The sequence below is a fragment of the Bradyrhizobium sp. Ghvi genome (assembly GCF_900115265.1).
GTDB lineage: Bacteria > Pseudomonadota > Alphaproteobacteria > Rhizobiales > Xanthobacteraceae > Bradyrhizobium.
In genome coordinates this window covers 188,171-205,663 of the sequence record NZ_FOVU01000005.1, presented here as the reverse complement: position 1 = coordinate 205,663, position 17,493 = coordinate 188,171, and the positions used below count along the sequence as shown (strand labels likewise).

Sequence of the window (17,493 nt, the reverse complement as noted above, 5' to 3'; positions counted from 1 at the left end):
GGCCGTTTCCTCGTTGCATGCGGAGCACTGCCCGATTCAATTTCGGGCGAGCGCCCTCGACCTTTATCTGGAGCCCGGATTGCGGGCGCCAGTCCTTCAGAGGCTCCAAGTGGAGGGCGCGATCAGCCCCAGCACTTTTTCAAGGCGGCGGCGCTGTCAATCGACGGCAGGTCCGCAGCCGGCTTGTCGGTCACGAGTTCGACGCCGGTGTTGACGAAGTCCAGGCCCGGTGACGCCTTCGGCTTGCTGCCCTCGGTCGCGAAGGCCTTCACCGCCTCGACGCCTTTCGCCGCCATAAGCAGCGGGAACTGCATGGATGTGGCACCGATGACGCCGTCCTTCACATTGCGCACGCCGGGGCAACCACCGTCGACGGAAACGATCAGCACGTCCTTGTCGCGGCCGACCGAGCGCAAGGCCTCATAGGCTCCCGCCGCTGCCGGCTCGTTGATGGTGTAGACGAGCGAAATACCGGGATCCTTCTGCAGCAAGTTCTCCATCGCCTTGCGGCCGCCCTCCTCGCTGCCGAGCGTGACATCATGACCGACGATGCGCGCATCCTTCTCATCGCCGATCTTGGCGGGGTTGCCGAGATCAATTCCAAAACCTTTCAGAAAGCCCTGATCGCGAGCAACATCGACCGAGATCTGGTTCACGTTGAGGTCGAGGAGCGCAATCTTCGCCGACGCCGCCTTGGCACCCAGCATCTTGGCAGCCCATTGGCCGATCATCTGACCCGCCAGGAAATTGTCGGTCGCAAACGTCGCATCCGCCGCGTTCGGCGGATCGAGTGGGGTGTCGAGCGCAATGACCAAAATGCCAGCCGCCCGCGCCTTCTCGACAGCCGGAACAATGGCACGGGAGTCGTTCGGCGTGATCAGGATGCCCTTGGCACCAGCGGCGATCAGATTCTCGATGGCCGCCACCTGGCCCTCGTTGTCGCCGTCGACCTTTCCGGCAAACGAGCGCAGCTCGATGTCGTTCGCCTTCGCCGCCTCGTCGGCGCCGGCCTTCATCTTCACGAAGAACGGATTGGTGTTGGTCTTGGTGATGAGACCCACGATGGGCTTGTCGGCAGCGAAACTGCTGGTGCTGCCCAAAGCCAGCGCGAACGCCGCGATGAGTCCGAGTGATTGACGCATTTATTCCCTCCGATTGGACGTTCTTGTTGGCCCGTGCGGTTTCGACCGCGTGTGGGACATCCTAGAGAGGGCCCAACGGCCTTGTCAATAAATAAATCATCCCGACTTATTAATTGACACCAGGAGCTCAACGCGTCCATTGTAGTGATCGGCTGCCGGGGAACAGACCGATAACCTGTCGCGACAGCAGACCCGAGTTTGCGGAGCCGAGGATGGACGAAACAGCAGCGGTTGCGGGAGCCAACCTCCCGGTGGCCTTGGCGGGCGACAGCCGAGGCACCACCCAGACGGGCGTGAGGCTGTATAACGAGCGCCTGGTCCTGTCCCTCATTCGGCGCCACCGTAGTCTTGCCAAGGTCGAGATTGCCCGCCTCACCGGCCTTTCGACTCAAACCACGACCGTGATCATCAATCGGCTGGAAGCCGATGGGCTGCTCCTTGCGGGCGAACCGCAGCGAGGCCGCATCGGCCAACCCTCTGTCCCCTACTCGCTCAACCCGGACGGCGCTTTTGGACTGGGCCTCATGATCGGCCGTCGCAGTTCCGATCTAGTGTTGATGGACTTCGCCGCCGGCATCCGGGCCAGACGACGCATGATCTATTCCTTCCCGGCACCCGAAGAGATCATGGCATTTGTCGAACGCGAGATGCCTGGTCTTCTCGCCGAATTACCAGAAGCCCGGCATGGCCGGATCAGCGGCATCGGCGTCGCAATGCCATTCGAGCTATGGAACTGGGAAGCTGATCTGCAGACACCACCTGGCGCGCTCGGGAAATGGCGTGAATTCAATGTTGCCGCTGAACTGTCGCGCCGTTTCGCCCCTTGGCCGGTGCGCGTCTGCAACGACGCGACGTCAGCATGCGCAGCCGAACTCACCTTCGGTGCCGGCGCCGCGTATCGGGATTTCGCCTATTTCTATATCGGCGCCTTCATCGGCGGCGGCATCGTTCTGAATGGCAGCCTCTTCCCCGGCCGCAGCGGCAATGCCGGCGCACTCGGCTCGATCCCGATCATGCGACGTGAGGAAAACGGTGAGACGAGCCTTCAGCAGCTGATCCGCACCGCTTCCATCTATCAGCTGGAGCGCCGTCTGATCGCCGCCGGTCGACCCGGCACGGATATCTGGCTGTCGCCCAACGATTGGTCGAGCTTCGAGGAACCACTGGAAGCGTGGGTTTCGGATGCGGCCGAGGCGCTGGCGCAGGCAATCACCGCCTTGCTCGCCGTGATCGACTTTGAAGCCGTCGTCATCGACGGGGCCTTTCCGATCGAAGTGCGCCGTCGCCTCGTCGAGCGCACGAACGAATGTTGGGCCCACATGGACCGGCAGGGTCTCACCGACGCTGTGGTGGTGGAAGGCTCGATCGGCCGTGATGCTCGGGCAATCGGCGGCGCGGCCCTGCCATTGCTCGCGGCGTTCGCTCGCGACCACGACGTGCTCTTCAAGGATTGAGCATGATCGACGACACGGCTCTCCGCTCCGAACGCAAGAGCGTGCCTGGCGCGGATCCGTCTTCCCGCAGGTGCCGAACCGCTTCGAGGCTTATTGTGATGAACCAGGGTGAGGAATCGTGATTCTTGTCTGTGGCGAAGCCCTGATCGATCTATTTGTGAGGGCGCGCGGCGGGTCCGATATGTCGACCCACGCCGTTGCCGGCGGCTCTCCCTTCAATGTTGCTGTTGGCCTCGCTCGGCTGGATGTTCAAACGGCCTTCCTGAGCGGCATCTCGCGCGATCACTTCGGCGCATTCCTCGTGGACAGGCTCGCTCGCGAAGGCGTGGATGGTCGTTTCATCGTGCGCACCGATCGGCCGTCCCCGATTTCGATCGTGGCAACGACCGATGACGGCCAGCCGAACTACACTTTCCACGGCGAAGGCGCGGCAGATCGCTCGCTTCGGCTTGCCGACCTGCCCCGCGAGCTGCCGGACGATATTCAGGCTCTGACCTTTGGCTCCTATTCCATGGCTGTCGAGCCGGTCGGCACCACCTTTGCCGCGCTCGCCGAGCGCGAGCATGGACGCCGCGTCATCAGCGTCGACCCGAACGTGCGGCCGACGGTCGCCGGCGATATGAAGAGCTGGGCCGTCGCCGCGGAACGCTTCTACCGGACCGCAACGATGATCAAGGCGAGCGACGAGGATATCCGCCTTGCGTGGGGTGGTCGTGCCTCGATTGCAGACGCAGCCGCCTACTGGCTCGCGTGCGGCGCGCACCTGGTCGTCGTGACCGAGGGAGCAAAGGGAGCAACCGCCTTCTCGACCACGGGCAGCGTCTCGGTGCCCGGTCGTTGCGCGGTCGTGCGCGACACCGTGGGCGCCGGCGACACATTCCACGCCGCGCTGCTTGCCCGGCTAGCGAAAACCGGCCGTCTCCGTCCCGAGGCGATCGCAGCGCTCGATCCGCCGGCAATCCGCGAGTTACTGGCTTACGCAACGGCTGCTGCGGCCATCACGGTATCCCGCGAAGGAGCCGACCTGCCGACCGCAGCCGACATCGATGTGAGTACGGAGCCATGCCATGCTTGACAGAGTGACGGACGGAACACGGCACGTCGGAGGGGCTCGAATCGAAAAGGCGGCAAGTATGACAAGCCGCGTAATCCCGGTGGCTCCCTTCGTCCTGACCGTTTTCGGCGTGACCGGTGATCTCGCGCGTCGCAAGCTGTTGCCCGCACTTTTCCGCCGCGATTTTGCCGGCCAGCTGCCGGATGAAGCCGCCATTCTCGGCGTCGCGCGCGGTGCAATGTCGCGGGATGACTTCCTCGCGATGGTGCGTGCGGCGATCGTGAAACACGTGCCGGCATCGGAAACGACGGGCCCCGAACTCGACCGCTTCCTGGCCCGCATATCCTACATGGCTGCCGATGCGGAAGGCGAGAGCGGCTGGACCGAACTCGCCACCGCTCTATCGGCCTGTGCGGACCGCATCCAGGTCCACTATCTGGCGACGGCACCGCATCTATTCGGGCCGATCTGCGAAAGGCTGGGCCGCTACGGTCTTTCAAAAGGCGATTCCCGCATCGTCATCGAGAAGCCAATCGGCAAGGATCTCGAATCAGCAATCCGGCTCAATCAAACCATCGGGATGATTTTTCCGGAGGAACGCGTCTACCGGATCGATCACTATCTCGGCAAGGAAACGGTGCAGAATTTGATGGCGCTGCGGTTCGCCAATGCGCTGTTCGAACCGCTGTGGAATGCCGCCCACATCGACCATGTGCAGATTACGGTCGCCGAGTCCATCGGCGTGGAGGAACGCGGCACCTACTACGACAAGTCAGGCGCGCTGCGCGACATGGTTCAGAACCATCTCTTGCAGCTGCTCTGCCTTGTGGCGATGGAGCCGCCACACTCGCTCGAAGCCGACGCCGTACGCGATGAAAAGCTCAAGATCCTGAAATCGCTCGAGCGGATCGACGAAACGAACGCCGTATCCCTGACCGTCCCGGGTCAATATCGCCCCGGCGCTTGCAACGGCATCGCCGTCCCCGGTTATGCGGAAGAGATCGACGATCGCCAAAGCTCGACCGAGACTTTCGTCGCGCTCAAGGCGGCGGTTGCGAATTGGCGCTGGACCGGCGTTCCCTTCTACCTGCGCACCGGAAAGCGACTGCAACAGCGCAGCTCCGAGATCGTCGTGACCTTCAGGAAAGTCCCGCATTCGATCTTCAATTCGAATTCGGGAAAAGCGCTGCAGACACGGCTGGTGATCCGTCTGCAGCCCGACGAGGGAATCAAGCTCTGGCTGATGATCAAGGAGCCCGGCCCGGGCGGCATGCGGTTGCAATATGTTCCTCTCGACATGAGCTTTGCCGAAGCATTCGACGTCTCCGTGCCTGACGCATACGAGCGGCTGTTGATGGATGTCGTCCGCGGAGATGCGACCTTGTTCATGCGACGGGACGAGGTGGAAGCGGCATGGCGCTGGATCGATCCGATCCGTCAGGCGTGGAGCCAAATCAATGACCTCCCGCGCCCCTATGTTGCCGGCAGCTGGGGCCCCTCCGCCGCCGTCGCGCTTATCGAGCGCGACGGCCGAACATGGATGGAGGACGGTCCGTGACCGCGGAGCAGCGCACGACCGATGCTCAACCCGCAAACAGGAGTCTGGTATGACGATCGATGCAAGGGTCAATGCGCGGGTCGCCGAAGTGACGGACCGCATCGCTCGGCGGAGCCACGAGCGCCGGACACGCTACCTGGACCGCATTGCGGAGACGGCCGTCACGCCGGTGCGGCGACGGCTGGGATGCGCCAACCAGGCCCACGCCTTCGCGGCTTGCGGCGCACACGACAAGACTCTGATGCAGGACGGCCACGTTCCCAGTCTGGGAATTGTCACGGCCTACAACGATATGCTCTCGGCGCATCAGCCCTACGAGCGTTTCCCTGAGCTCATCCGACGGAGCGCGCGCGCAGCCGGTGGTGTTGCCCAGGTCGCAGGCGGCGTTCCCGCAATGTGCGACGGCATCACCCAGGGCGAAGCGGGAATGGAGCTGTCGCTGTTCTCGCGGGAGGTCATCGCCTTGTCCACCGCGGTCGCGCTGTCACATCAAACGTTCGACGCCGCGGTGTTTCTCGGCATTTGCGACAAGATCGTGCCGGGTCTCGTGATCGGCGCGTTGTCGTTCGGGCACTTGCCCGCGGTCTTCATTCCATCCGGCCCGATGACCTCGGGTCTGGCCAACGACGCAAAGGCGAAAATCCGGCAGGCTTTCGCGGAGGGAAAGGTCGGTCGCGACGCTTTGCTGGAAGCCGAGGCGCAAGCCTATCACGGCGCGGGGACCTGTACCTTTTACGGGACCGCCAATACCAACCAGATGCTGATGGAGATCATGGGCCTGCAGCTGCCGGGCGCATCCTTCGTGAATCCGAACACGCCTTTGCGCGATGCGCTCACCTGTGCAGCGACCGAGCGCGCCTTGGACATCACCTCGCTCGGCAATCAATACATCCCGGTTGGTCGGGTGCTCGACGAGCGCGCCTTCGTCAACGGCATCATCGGCCTGCATGCCACCGGCGGTTCGACCAATCTGACGCTGCACCTGGTCGCCATGGCTGCGGCGGCTGGCCTCACGCTGACCTGGGACGATTTCGCCGACCTCGCGCAGGTGACGCCGCTGATCGCGCGCGTTTATCCGAACGGCTCCGCAGACGTGAACCATTTTCATGCCGCCGGCGGAATGAGCTTCCTGATCCGGGAATTGCTTGCTGCCGGGCTCTTGCACCGCAACGTCCTGACCGTCTGTGGCGACGGTCTCGATGCGTACCTGCAGGAGCCGCTGCTCGATGCCGAGGGCAGGCTGAATTGGCGCGACGGACCGGCCGAATCAGGCGATTCTGCCGTGCTTCGCAAAACCGCTGACCCGTTCCAAACCACCGGCGGCCTTCAGCTTCTGACCGGCAATCTCGGACGCGCGGTCGTCAAGACATCTGCGGTCGCACCGCAGCGCCACGTCATCGAAGCGCCGGCTCGCGTATTCCATTCTCAGGACGATCTGCAGCGGACCTTCGCCGCAGGTGAGCTCTCGGGCGATGTGGTCGCGGTGGTCCGATTCCAGGGCCCGAAGGCAAACGGAATGCCGGAGCTTCACAAGCTGATGCCGCTCCTTGGCGTGCTTCAGGACCGCGGATCGAGAGTCGCGCTCGTCACAGATGGGCGGCTTTCGGGCGCCTCAGGCAAGGTTCCCGCAGCCATTCATGTCACTCCTGAAGCGGCGGATGGCGGCGCGATTGCGCGGATTCGCGATGGCGACGTCATTCGACTCGACGCCGAAACCGGTCGGCTTGACGTGCTCGTCCCCCCGAGCGAATGGGCCGCACGAACCTGCGCGCAAGCCGATCTCTGCGCGGCGCATGTCGGGATCGGCCGCGAACTCTTTGGCGTCTTCCGCGAGCGGGTCAGCTCCGCAGATTGCGGCGCAAGCGTTTTTGTAGCTTCAGGCATTTCGCCATGAATCAGCCCTGACGCGCCCAGCGACCGGCTCTCTCATATTCGCGATACATTAGCATTCCTGCGGCGTCTTCCCGTTGCGAGCAGCACCAGCACGAAGGAAGCCGCCGTCATCAGCGTCGAGATTGCTGCGATCGTGGGATCGATCTCGTCGCGCAGCGCGGTGAACATGCGCTTTGTCAGCGGCTGATACTGGCCGCCGGAAATGAATAGGGCGACGATGGTCTCGTCCATCGCGGAGATGAAGGCGAAGATGCCTCCCGCAACCACGCTCGACTTGATCTGCGGCAGCGTCACAGCGAAGAAGCTGCGCAGGCGGTTCATGCCCAGGCTGCGCGCCACCATCTCCTGCGCGGGATCGAAGCTTTGCAGACCCGCCAGCGCAGATATGACGACGTAGGGCAAACCCAGCATCACATTCGCCAGCACGAGGCCAGGCAGAGTCGCGACCAGCCCGATCTTGGCGAAGACGAAGAAGATGCCGACCGCGGTGATGATGATGGGCACCACCAGCGGCAGCAGCAGCACCATGTGGATGATCCGCATGATGCGCAGTTTTGATTGGCTGATGGCATAGGCAGCGGCCACCCCGAACGGGGTCGCGACCACCACGGTCAGGAACGCGACCGTCAGCGTCACCCGTGTCGCCTGCATCCAGGCCGGATTCGAAAAATACTGCTGATACCAGCGCATCGAGAACGATGGCGGCGGGAACGTCAGGAAACGTGCGCTGGAGAACGAGATCGGCGCGATGATCAGCACCGGCAGGATCAGATAGACCAGCACCAGCGCGCTGATCACATAGAGGGCGATTCGAGCGGGTGAGATCCGTGTCATTTCTGCCCCAACACGCGATCGAGCGAGATGAAGCGGCTGACGACGGCGAAGATCGCGAGCACGCCGACGAGCAGCACCACCGCGACCGCGCTCGCAGCGCCGAACTGGTTATAGAGCTCGACATTGCGGCTGACCAGCATCGACACCATCACGGTGCGGCCGCCACCTAACAGCTCGGGCGTGATGTAGAAGCCGAGGCAGAGCACGAACACCATGGTGCAGCCTGCGAGCACCCCGGGCAGCGACAGCGGCAGGAACACGCGAAAGAAGGTAAGCGACGGGCTCGCACCCAGGCTGGCGCCAGCCTGCATGAGATCGCCAGGGATCTTCTGCATGGTGGCATAGAGCGGCAGCACCATGAACGGCAGCAGGATGTGTACTGTCGCGACGACAGTGCCGAAGGTGTTGTGCACCATGGCCAGCGGCTCGGAGATCACATCGAGATAGCGCAGGAATTGATTGATCACACCGGTGCGCTGGAGCAGCGCCAACCAGGCGTAGGCGCGCACCAGCACCGACGTCCAGAACGGCAGCACCACCAGCGAGAGGATCAGGATGCTCCAGCCCTTCGGCACCGAATTGGCGAGGTACGCGACGGGATAGCCGAGCAGCAGCGCGATCACCGTCACCCCAAGGCTGATCTCGAAGGTCAGTGCGAAGCTGCGCCAGTAGATGTCCTCGGTGAACACCCGGCGATAATTCTCCAGCGTGAAGCCGTCATGGTAGATCGACTGCCAGGCCAGCCAGCCGACCGGCAGCACGATCAGAGCCAGGATCACCAGCAGCGCCGGCGACACCAGCGCGAGCATCAGGCCGTGTTCGCGGCGCTGATGCTTTTGGGAGGGATCTGGCACTGATCTCGTCAACGCTGCCTCGGCTGTTTGAGTGGTCCGGTTCGGCCGCCGCCGAACCGGCTGGCTCACTTCTGCATGAACGCTGCCCAGCGCTTTTCGGCGGCTTCGCCCGCGGGCGAGGACCACCAGGCGTAGGACATCAGCGCTTGCTTCGACGCATTCGCCGGCTCGCTCGGCAATTGTGCCGCGCGCTCGGGCTTGATGATACCGGTCTCGAACGCCTTCGGATTACCCGGGCCGTAGTCGATATTGAGCGGCAGATTGGCCTGGTGTACGGGATCGACCGCCTCGTTGAGGAATTTCACCGCTGTGTCGAGGTTCGGCGCGCCCTTGAGGATGCAGAGTGAGGTGCTCTGCAGAATGCCCTGGTTGTAGGTGAAGGCGACCTTGGCGCCTTCCTTGGCGACCGCGCTGACGCGGCCGTTCCAGGCCATCTCCATGTCGACCTCGCCGTCGTTGAGGAGCTGCGCCGACTGCGCGCCGGACGTCCACCAAACTGTAATGCTCGGCTTGATCTCCTCGAGCTTCTTAAAAGCGCGATCGACATCGAGCGGGTAGAGCTTGTCGGGCGCGACGCCGTCGGCCATCAGCGCGGCCTCGAGAGTCGCGATCGGATGGTTACGCAGCGCGCGGCGGCCGGGGAATTTCTTCACGTCCCAGAAATCGGCCCAGCTGTTCGGCGCGCCCTTCGGGAAGGTCTTCTGGCTGAAGGCCAGCACGCTGGAATAGAATTCGTAGGAGACCGAATAGGGGCTGCGATAAGCCTCCGGCATCGCCGCCGCATTCGGGATTTTCGAGAAGTCCAGCTTCTCGATCAGACCCTGCTCACCGCCGCGCATGCAATAGCCGGTGGGCGTGTCGACGACGTCCCAGATCGGCTTGCCGCTGCCGACCTGGGTCTTGATCGCGGGCCACGCATCGGGAATCGAATCCTGGTTGATGGTGATGCCGAGCTTCTTCGCGGAGGGATCAAGGATCGCCACCGTCTGCGCCTCTTGATAGGCGCCGCCCTGCGAGACGAAGGTGATCTGCTCGGCCGCGTTTGCCGCACCGGTCAATCCGATTGCGCCCAGCAGCGCGCATCCCAATCCAATAGTCTGCTTCGTCGTCATCCTCGCCTCCTCCAAAGTAATCTCACCGGCCGATCGCATCGAGAAACTGGTACCAGCCGGCGACCATGCGCACGGCGGGCTCGCGCAGCGGATAGAACGGAATGGGTTTCATGCGGCTGACGTCGAGCAGCCCGACATCCGGCCTCTCGCCGCGCACGAAGGCGGCGAGATAGCGGCCCATCAGGCTCGACATCGCGACGCCAGCGCCGTTGTACCCCAGCGAGACGAGCGTGCGATCGTCGATCCGGCCGATATGCGGTACCGAGTCCAAGGTCATGGCGACGAGGCCCGACCATTTGTATTCCAGCGGGACTTCGGCGAGATCCGGAAAGATACCGACCATTGCCTTGCGTAGCGCGTCGAACGCCGCTTGCGAATCCTGCTTGCCGAAGGCGCCGCGGCCACCAAAGATCACGCGATTGTTGACCATACGGAACCAGCGCATCATGCGCTTGGTCTCGGTGTAGGTGCGGCCGGTCGGCATCAATTTTCCCGCGAGATTGCGTGGCAGCTTTTCGGTCGCAATGAGAGCGCTGCGGAACGGAATCAGCGTGCGCTGCATCTGCGCGGTCGCACCGGTCAAATCGGAATAGCTGTTGGTGGCGATGATCACCTGTTTGGCGCGTACCGCGCCTTGCGGCGTCTCCGCGACGACGCCGTCGCCAGCGCGCCTGAGTCTCATGACCGGCGATTCCTGGAAGATGGGAACGCCGCGGCGCGCCACGCCATCCGCGAGACCGCGCAGGTAATTCAGCGGATGGATGCCGCCCGAGCCGGGATTGAGCACGCCGCCCACGAAAATGTCGGAGCCGGTCTCGTCGCGCACGCCGTGCTTGTCGAGGATACGGGTCTCGGCCGAACCCATCTCGCGCGCCATCCAGTTGGCTTCGTCGATGGCAGCCTTCAACGTGGTCTCGTTGTGCGCGGCCTTGACCTGGCCAGTGCGGGTCAGGTTGGCGCTGGCGATGCCGTATTCCGAGACCAGCTCCTCGACCATGTCGGTCGATTCATGTGCGATCTCGTACATGCGCTTGGCCACTGCGCGACCGTGCACGGCGTCGATCTCGCGGAACGACAGGCGAAACTTTGCGGTGATCACACCGCCATTGCGGCCGCTGGCGCCCCAGCCGGGCCTGTTAGCCTCGAGCACGACGGGGCTAAGCCCGCTCTTGGCGATGTGGTGCGCGGCGGAGAGGCCCGTATAGCCTGCGCCGATGATCACCACGTCCGCCTGTTGCTCGCCAGACATCACCGGAAAGGCGCGCGCCGGCTCCGCTGTGGCTTCCCACAGCGAGTTGGCCGGTGGCAATGCGCGCCAGTCCCGTGTCATGCCCGTGCTCATTCCTTACGCCGGTCCGATGGCGGCGTCGGCGAGCGCCTTCAGCGTCGGGAAGTGGAAGTCGGGCTTGGTCAGCGTCTCAACCGCCGGCGTGCCGCCGAAACCGGGAATGCCCTGGCGACGCTCGATCCAGCACACTTTGTAGCCGAGCTTCCGCGCAATCGCGATGTCGTGATACTGGCTCTGCGCCACGTGCAGAATGTCGGACTGTTTGTAGCCGAAAGCCGACTGGCGTCCCTTGTTATAGGCGAAGAATTCCGGGTTCGGCTTGGCGACGCCGGTGTCGTCGGCGCAGACCGTGTCGTCGAAGGGATTGCCCAGCGCATGCGCGTAGCAGGACAGCGCGACGCGGTCGGCATTGGTCATCGCCACCAGGCGGAATTTCGTCCGCAGACGTTTCAGCGCCTCGACCGAATCCGCGAACGGACCCCAGCGCAGCACCGAAAGCTGGAACACGTCGCAGGACGCATCGTCAGCCGGCAGGCCGAGCTCGGTGGCGAGATGACGATAGACGTGGAACATCGCCTCGCTGGAGCGCTCGTAGTGCTTGTCGCGGCCACGCTTGTAGGGTTCGAATATCTGCTCGTCACTGAGATCGGCCGCCTTCTTGCCTCCGATTTTGCGCACGGCTTCGAGCACGCCGGTCTCGAAGTCGATCAAGGTGCCGACGACGTCGAAGGTGAGAACCTTGAAATTGCTGAACGCAGCTTGGGTCGACATGGGCTTCTTCTCTCAGGTTGCAACAAGGCTTCAGTCCACCCGGGGCACGACGATGGTGTCTTCGGGGTGGAGGGTGACGGTGAGGCTGCCGCCGAGGGGCGGAATGCGGCCATAGGCCTGGTGATAGCTGGGCTGGCGCAGGCTGAGCGCGATGCCGCCTTCGAGCGCCAGGAAGATGCGCAGGCTTTCGCCCTGATAGACGATATCGGTGACGGTCCCGGTCAACCGGTTGCAGGCGGCATCCTGCGCGCCGTCGTCTATCAGCAGCTTTCCGCTGTGTACGGCGAGCATCAGGGCGTCGCCGTTGGGAACGGCGCGGGCACTGCGCAACAGTGCGTTGCCGAGCGCGACGCTTGTGGCATCGACGCGGCGTACCGGCAGCATCGTTGCCTCACCGATGAAGCTGGCGACGAAAGAGTCGGCGGGATAATCGTGCAGGCGCGCCGGCTCGTCGATCTGGATCAGCCTCCCGTCCTTCATCACGGCGACGCGGTCGCTCATGGTCAGCGCCTCGCGCTGATCATGAGTGACATAGATGATGGTGGCGCCGATGCGCCGGTGCAGCGCCCGCAGCTCGATCTGCATTGTCTCGCGCAACTGCTTGTCGAGGGCAGACAGCGGCTCGTCCATCAGGATCAGCCGCGGCTCGAAGATCATGGCGCGCGCCAGCGCCACGCGCTGACGTTGGCCGCCAGAGAGTTGCGCGATGCCGCGTGCCTCGTAGCCGGAGAGGCCCACCATCGACAACGCCGCGCGCACCTTGTCGGGCCAGATCGCCTTCGGCAGACGCCGTGCACGTAAGGGGAAGGCGACGTTCTCGCCGACGCTCATATGCGGGAACAGCGCGTAGTTCTGGAAGACCACGCCGATTTCGCGCTTGTGCGGCGGCATGTACGTGACGTCTCGGGCGCCGAACAGGATGGTGCCAGAGGTCGGGAGGATGAAGCCGCCCAAAATACCGAGCAGCGTGGTCTTGCCAGAGCCGGAGGGGCCGAGCAGCGAGACGAATTCGCCGGCGCCGACATTGAGGGACACGTTGTCGAGGGCGCGAACGGCACCGTAGGCCTTGCTGGCCGACCTGATCTCGACGCTTTCCGCTCGTTTGTCCAACGATCGACCCCGTCAATCCCTAGCAATGCTGTGCCTCACTGCACGCCATAAGCCTGCTTTATAGACAGGATTTCGGAGCACTGGTGGTTGCAGCGTGCACCGCAACCAAACTTCTCCGGAAATTCCTATCTTTAGGCTGTCGTGTCGATGACACCAGACTTGGCAAAATCAGGCAATTGCCAAATTCTCACGCGCCTCATAACATGACGTTATGCCCGAGCTGCGCCGCATGCTGCCCTCCAGCAACGCCCTGTTCGTCTTCGACGCAGCGGCGCGCAATGGCAGCTTCACGGCCGCGGCCGCCGAATTGAACGTGACGCAGCCCGCGGTGAGCCGCATGCTCGGACAATTGGAGGAGCATCTCGGCGTACGGCTGTTCGACCGCAAAGCGGGCCGCGCCGTGCTCACCGAGGAAGGCGAGCTCTTGTATCGCCGCGTGCTCGAAGGCTTCCGCAGCATCGAGACCGGCCTCGTCGAGATCGAGCGGCGCCGCAAGGGCACTGAGACGGTGACGCTGTCGGTCTCCTCCGCCTTCACTACACATTGGCTGATGCCGCGCATCGACAAGCTGCAGAAGCAGTTTCCGCAGGTCGATTTGCGCTTCCAACTCATCTCCGGCGCATTACGGGGACCGGTAGAGAATGTCGATCTCGGCATGCGCTTCCGCGATCGTGACGAGCCATCCTCCGGCGGCACGCTGGTGATGAAGGAGGTCATGCTGCCGATGTGCAGCCCTGCCTATCTCGGCGAGACCGATCCCGCCGAGGGCAACACCATCATTCGCCTCGCCGAGACGCCGGGCGACTGGTCCGCCGATTACGCATCGCTGCTGACCGGACGCCGCGGCGCAGCCAAGGGGCTGAGCTTCACCGATTATGCCGTGGTGGTGCAGGCCGCGCTGCTTGGTCAGGGAATTGCTCTTGGCTGGCTGACTGTGACCTCGCATTGGCTTCTGACAGGCGCACTGGTGCCGGCCTCCGATACACTAGCCACGACGCGCCGCCTCTGCGAGTTCCTGCCGCCCCGTCACCGGCCTATGCGGCCCATCGCCGCCGAAATTCGAGATTGGATCGTCGCACAGATGCGACAAGAGGTAGCCGCGATCGACCGGCTGTATCCGCAACTTGGATTAATGTCCGCTTGCTACGGATTAAGCGCTGCGTCCTAGAATTGATCGTTGATCGCGAAGCGCACCAAAAATCGCCTGCGAGCCCGTTCAAATCGGGATCAAATTCCCAGCGCGTGAGCAGCTTAAGGTTTCCTCATAGAACCTGTCGAGCTCGATCCTCCTGCCGCTTTGCGCTGATGCGCCGGCGGACATGACAGCGCGGAAGCACTGGGGGTCCTCGCCCAGTCGTCTGCTGACACATTGGTTCACTTGGTGCGCATCAGGCCCGACTTCCGGCTCGATCTTCAGATGGCGGCGATGTCCAGCTTGGAGCCGTCGACCAGACGCGACAGCCGGAACGGTGTGGGGTCGACGCAAGGCGTATCGTTGACGACAAGCTCTGCGGCCAGATAGCCGAGCCCCGGGCCCAGACCGAAGCCATGACCGGAGCAGCCCGCCGCCAGGACGAGGCCCTCCACCGCGTCCACCCGCGATACCACAGGCACTGCGTCCGGCGTGCAATCGACGAAGCCGCCCCAGGCGCTGTCGATCTTAATCTCGCCGAGTTGGGGGAAGGTCTTCCGGACACTCTCCATCACTTGGCTCATCAGCCATTTCAATGGCGGAGGATCCAGCACGCGATTCTGTTCGAAGATTCGATCATCGTTGGTCAGAAGCGCTGAAATTGAATCAGGCCCCGAAACGAACGACCGGTCGACGCCGAGCCTGACGTTCTTCAGGCGACGCAAGAACTGCGGCATGAACTCCCGGCTATACCGGATAGCCTGGGGCGTGATTTCGAGGTTCGCCTTGCCGCTGATCGCAAGCGTATAGCTGCCGTCCAGTCGGCGCGTGATCGTGCAGTAGGGTGTGGAGACCGCCTCTCCTATGTTGATTGTCGGCGTGGAACGCAGTGCAGTCTGCCGGATGCTAGCTTGGGGGAAACTGATCCCGAGCGGCCGAAGGAAGCGCGAGGACCAAGCGCCGGCGGCGCACAGCACTGCGCTGGTTCTGATGTAGCCCTTCTCCGTGTGCACGCCCGCAATCTTGCCATTGGCCAGGTCGAGCGCCCGCGCCGCGCATCCCTGATGGATTGTGGCGCCCAGCACTCTGGCCGCATCGGCGATAGCCGGCGCGGCCAGAGCAGGTTCGGCCTTGCCGTCCCGCTCCGAATAAGTCCCGCCAACCCATTTCGCTCGCGCTTCGGGGACGCGCTCGGCCACCTCCGCCCGGCTCAGCACGCGGGTGTCGACGCCGTACTCCCTGGCGACCTTGCGCCACTTTTCCCAACCGGCGAGCACGGCCTCGTCGTGGGTCGCATACACGAGACCGCAGCGTCGAAATCCGAGGTCTCGATTGATATCGCGCGTGAGCTCGTCCCACAGCCGCATGGAGAGCACCGAGAGCGGCAGTTCGCGCCGATCGCGGTTCTGCTGACGGCACCAACCCCAGTTTCGGCTCGATTGTTCACAGGCGACGTGGCCCTTCTCGAGCAGCGCCACAGAGAGGCCGCGCTTCGCCAGGTAATAGGCGGCCGTAGAGCCGAGGATGCCGCCGCCGACGACGACGACGTCCGCCTCGACCGGAAGACGCTCATCGCTGTGAATGCGCTCGACGTGGGGGGACATGTTTCAACGAACCTCTGCTGCCGAGGATACGGAAGCAACGTTCCGATCAGCCTTTCATCGCATCGCGCGCTCGATAGAATGTGCTGAAATCATCCAGGACGTCGCAAGATATTCGGTATTTTGGCCGCTTGATTGAACGAAACTGCTCAAGCCTGACCGAGTATCGTTGCAAGGCAAGAGTTTCATTTAAAGCGCGATGCTTTTTCGGACCCGATATCGAGCTATCGGGGAGAATCCAATAACTGCCTTCGTCTCCAGATACTCTTCCATGCCCTCAACGCCGTACTCGCGACCGTTGCCGGAGCGCTTGTATCCGCCGAAGGGAGCATTGGGGTCCCAGTCAGGATAATTAAGATGGACTTGACCCGACTGGATTCGCGCGGCGACTGCCCGTACCGTCTCCATATCAGTGCCCTGCACATGGGCGCCCAGCCCATAGAGGGTGTCGTTGGCGATCTCGATCGCTTCGTCCACGGTGTCGTACGCGATGATCGACAGCACCGGCCCGAAGATTTCCTCCTGCGCGATGCTCATATCGCGATGGACGTTCGAGAAGATGGTCGGTCGCGCATAGAAGCCAATCTGAAGGTTCTCGGCCCGTCCAGGCCCGCCAATGACGAGCTTTGCGCCTTCTTCCAGGCCGACGCCGATCATGGTCTGCACGCGCTCGAACTGCGGCCGGTTGGCGATCGGGCCATGGGTCGTGTTTTCCGCCAGGGGATCGCCGACCACCAATTCCGATGCGGCGGCCGCCGCCAATCCCTCGACCTCCGCGAGCTGTGAGCGCGACACGAGCATGCGCGTCGGTGCGCTACAGGATTGGCCCAGATTGCGGAAGGCGGCGCCGACACCGAGCGGAACAGCACGGCTGAGATCGGCGTCCGGCAAGATGAGGTTCGGCGACTTGCCGCCGAGCTCTTGGGCGACGCGCTTGATCGTGGGCGCTGCCGCTTGCGCGACGAGAACGCCGGCGCGCGTCGAGCCGGTGATCGAGATCATGTCCACCTGCGGATGGGACGCCAGAGCGGCGCCAACGATCGGACCTGTCCCATTGACGAGATTGAACACGCCGGGCGGGCAACCGGCATCGTCCATCACCTCGGCAAACAGCAAGGCACTCAGCGGTGACAATTCGCTCGGCTTCAACACCATCGTGCAGCCGGCTGCGAGCGCCGGACCGACCTTGGCGGTGATCTGGTAGAGGGGCCAGTTCCATGGGGTGATGAGACCGCAGACCCCGATCGCCTCGCGCATGATCGCGGTGCTGCCGCGCCGGGTGACGAACGGATAATTCGCGAGATTGTCGCGGGCAACGCGGATATGTTCGGCGGCCAACGGCACCTGAGCGCGGCGCGCGTAGGTAATCGCTGCTCCCATCTCACACGTAAGCGCCTGCGCGAACAACTCCAGACGCTCAAGGACCAAGGCGTGAATCCTATCGAGCAGCGCCGCACGCTCGGCAGGCGGTGTCATGGACCAGCCGGCAAAGGCTCGTCTGGCGGCTGCGATGGCGCAATCAACGTCATGGTCATCGCCAAGCGCGACGTCAGCGATCGGCTGCTCCGTCGCCGGATTGACGACGGCCGTTGCTGCCGCGACTGATCCGATCGGCTTCCGCCATTCTCCGTCGATGTAGAATTTTCCGAGGAAGCCGGCTTCCGTCAGGTATCGAAGGGGCGAGGCCATG

General features: G+C 63.4%; 14 protein-coding genes. 5 read left to right on the top strand and 9 right to left on the bottom strand.

What is annotated here, in order from left to right; genetic code table 11:
* Positions 1-122 precede the first annotated feature (122 nt).
* A complete protein-coding gene (locus tag BM374_RS20300; RefSeq protein ID WP_092295448.1) occupies positions 123-1,142 on the bottom strand; it encodes a sugar ABC transporter substrate-binding protein in 1,020 nt (339 codons plus the stop codon).
* Positions 1,143-1,354: 212 nt separating this feature from the next.
* On the opposite strand from BM374_RS20300, the gene BM374_RS20295 reads away from it, so the two are divergent.
* From BM374_RS20295 to edd, 4 genes are all read left to right on the top strand, one after another.
* Entirely contained in the window at positions 1,355-2,596 is a 1,242-nt protein-coding gene (locus tag BM374_RS20295) for an ROK family transcriptional regulator (protein WP_092295445.1), read from the top strand.
* A 118-nt stretch (positions 2,597-2,714) separates the two neighbouring features.
* Positions 2,715-3,671: a carbohydrate kinase family protein gene (locus tag BM374_RS20290; protein ID WP_092295442.1), complete on the top strand. Its 957-nt coding sequence runs from the start codon at positions 2,715-2,717 to the stop codon at positions 3,669-3,671.
* A gap of 58 nt (positions 3,672-3,729) precedes the next feature.
* The gene (gene zwf / locus BM374_RS20285) at positions 3,730-5,208 is read left to right on the top strand and encodes a glucose-6-phosphate dehydrogenase (RefSeq protein WP_092295439.1); all 1,479 of its coding nucleotides are present in this window, start codon (positions 3,730-3,732) and stop codon (positions 5,206-5,208) included.
* 49 nt (positions 5,209-5,257) lie between these two features.
* Positions 5,258-7,102, top strand: a complete 1,845-nt coding sequence (edd, locus tag BM374_RS20280; protein ID WP_092295436.1) for a phosphogluconate dehydratase — start codon at positions 5,258-5,260, stop codon at positions 7,100-7,102.
* 32 nt (positions 7,103-7,134) lie between these two features.
* Here edd and BM374_RS20275 read toward each other — a convergent pair whose 3' ends face one another.
* The 6 genes from BM374_RS20275 to BM374_RS20250 all read right to left on the bottom strand — a co-directional run bounded on the left by BM374_RS20275 (position 7,135) and on the right by BM374_RS20250 (position 13,070).
* On the bottom strand, positions 7,135-7,935 hold the full coding sequence (locus BM374_RS20275) for an ABC transporter permease (RefSeq protein ID WP_092295433.1): 801 nt from the start codon (positions 7,933-7,935) through the stop codon (positions 7,135-7,137).
* On the bottom strand, positions 7,932-8,744 hold the full coding sequence (locus BM374_RS20270) for an ABC transporter permease (RefSeq protein ID WP_177248474.1): 813 nt from the start codon (positions 8,742-8,744) through the stop codon (positions 7,932-7,934). Before BM374_RS20270 ends, BM374_RS20275 begins: the two co-directional genes overlap by 4 nt.
* Before the next feature lie 110 nt (positions 8,745-8,854).
* The gene (locus BM374_RS20265) at positions 8,855-9,901 is read right to left on the bottom strand and encodes an ABC transporter substrate-binding protein (protein WP_177248425.1); all 1,047 of its coding nucleotides are present in this window, start codon (positions 9,899-9,901) and stop codon (positions 8,855-8,857) included.
* A 22-nt stretch (positions 9,902-9,923) separates the two neighbouring features.
* Positions 9,924-11,231 (bottom strand): NAD(P)/FAD-dependent oxidoreductase, encoded by a 1,308-nt coding sequence (locus tag BM374_RS20260; protein WP_502689453.1) that lies wholly within the window; start codon positions 11,229-11,231, stop codon positions 9,924-9,926.
* A 15-nt stretch (positions 11,232-11,246) separates the two neighbouring features.
* The gene (locus BM374_RS20255; protein WP_092295419.1) at positions 11,247-11,960 is read right to left on the bottom strand and encodes an HAD family hydrolase; all 714 of its coding nucleotides are present in this window, start codon (positions 11,958-11,960) and stop codon (positions 11,247-11,249) included.
* Positions 11,961-11,990: 30 nt separating this feature from the next.
* Complete coding sequence (locus tag BM374_RS20250) at positions 11,991-13,070, bottom strand: ABC transporter ATP-binding protein (RefSeq protein WP_092295416.1); 1,080 nt, start codon at positions 13,068-13,070, stop codon at positions 11,991-11,993.
* Positions 13,071-13,281: 211 nt separating this feature from the next.
* Between BM374_RS20250 and BM374_RS20245 the strand changes: the two genes are divergently transcribed.
* A complete protein-coding gene (locus BM374_RS20245; protein WP_092295413.1) occupies positions 13,282-14,238 on the top strand; it encodes a LysR family transcriptional regulator in 957 nt (318 codons plus the stop codon).
* 245 nt (positions 14,239-14,483) lie between these two features.
* Here BM374_RS20245 and BM374_RS20240 read toward each other — a convergent pair whose 3' ends face one another.
* Together BM374_RS20240 and BM374_RS20235 are read right to left on the bottom strand one after the other, a co-directional pair.
* Positions 14,484-15,806, bottom strand: coding sequence for an NAD(P)/FAD-dependent oxidoreductase (locus tag BM374_RS20240; RefSeq protein WP_092295410.1), 1,323 nt, complete (start codon positions 15,804-15,806; stop codon positions 14,484-14,486).
* 186 nt (positions 15,807-15,992) lie between these two features.
* Positions 15,993-17,492 (bottom strand): aldehyde dehydrogenase family protein, encoded by a 1,500-nt coding sequence (locus tag BM374_RS20235; protein ID WP_092295407.1) that lies wholly within the window; start codon positions 17,490-17,492, stop codon positions 15,993-15,995.
* Position 17,493 lies beyond the last annotated feature (1 nt).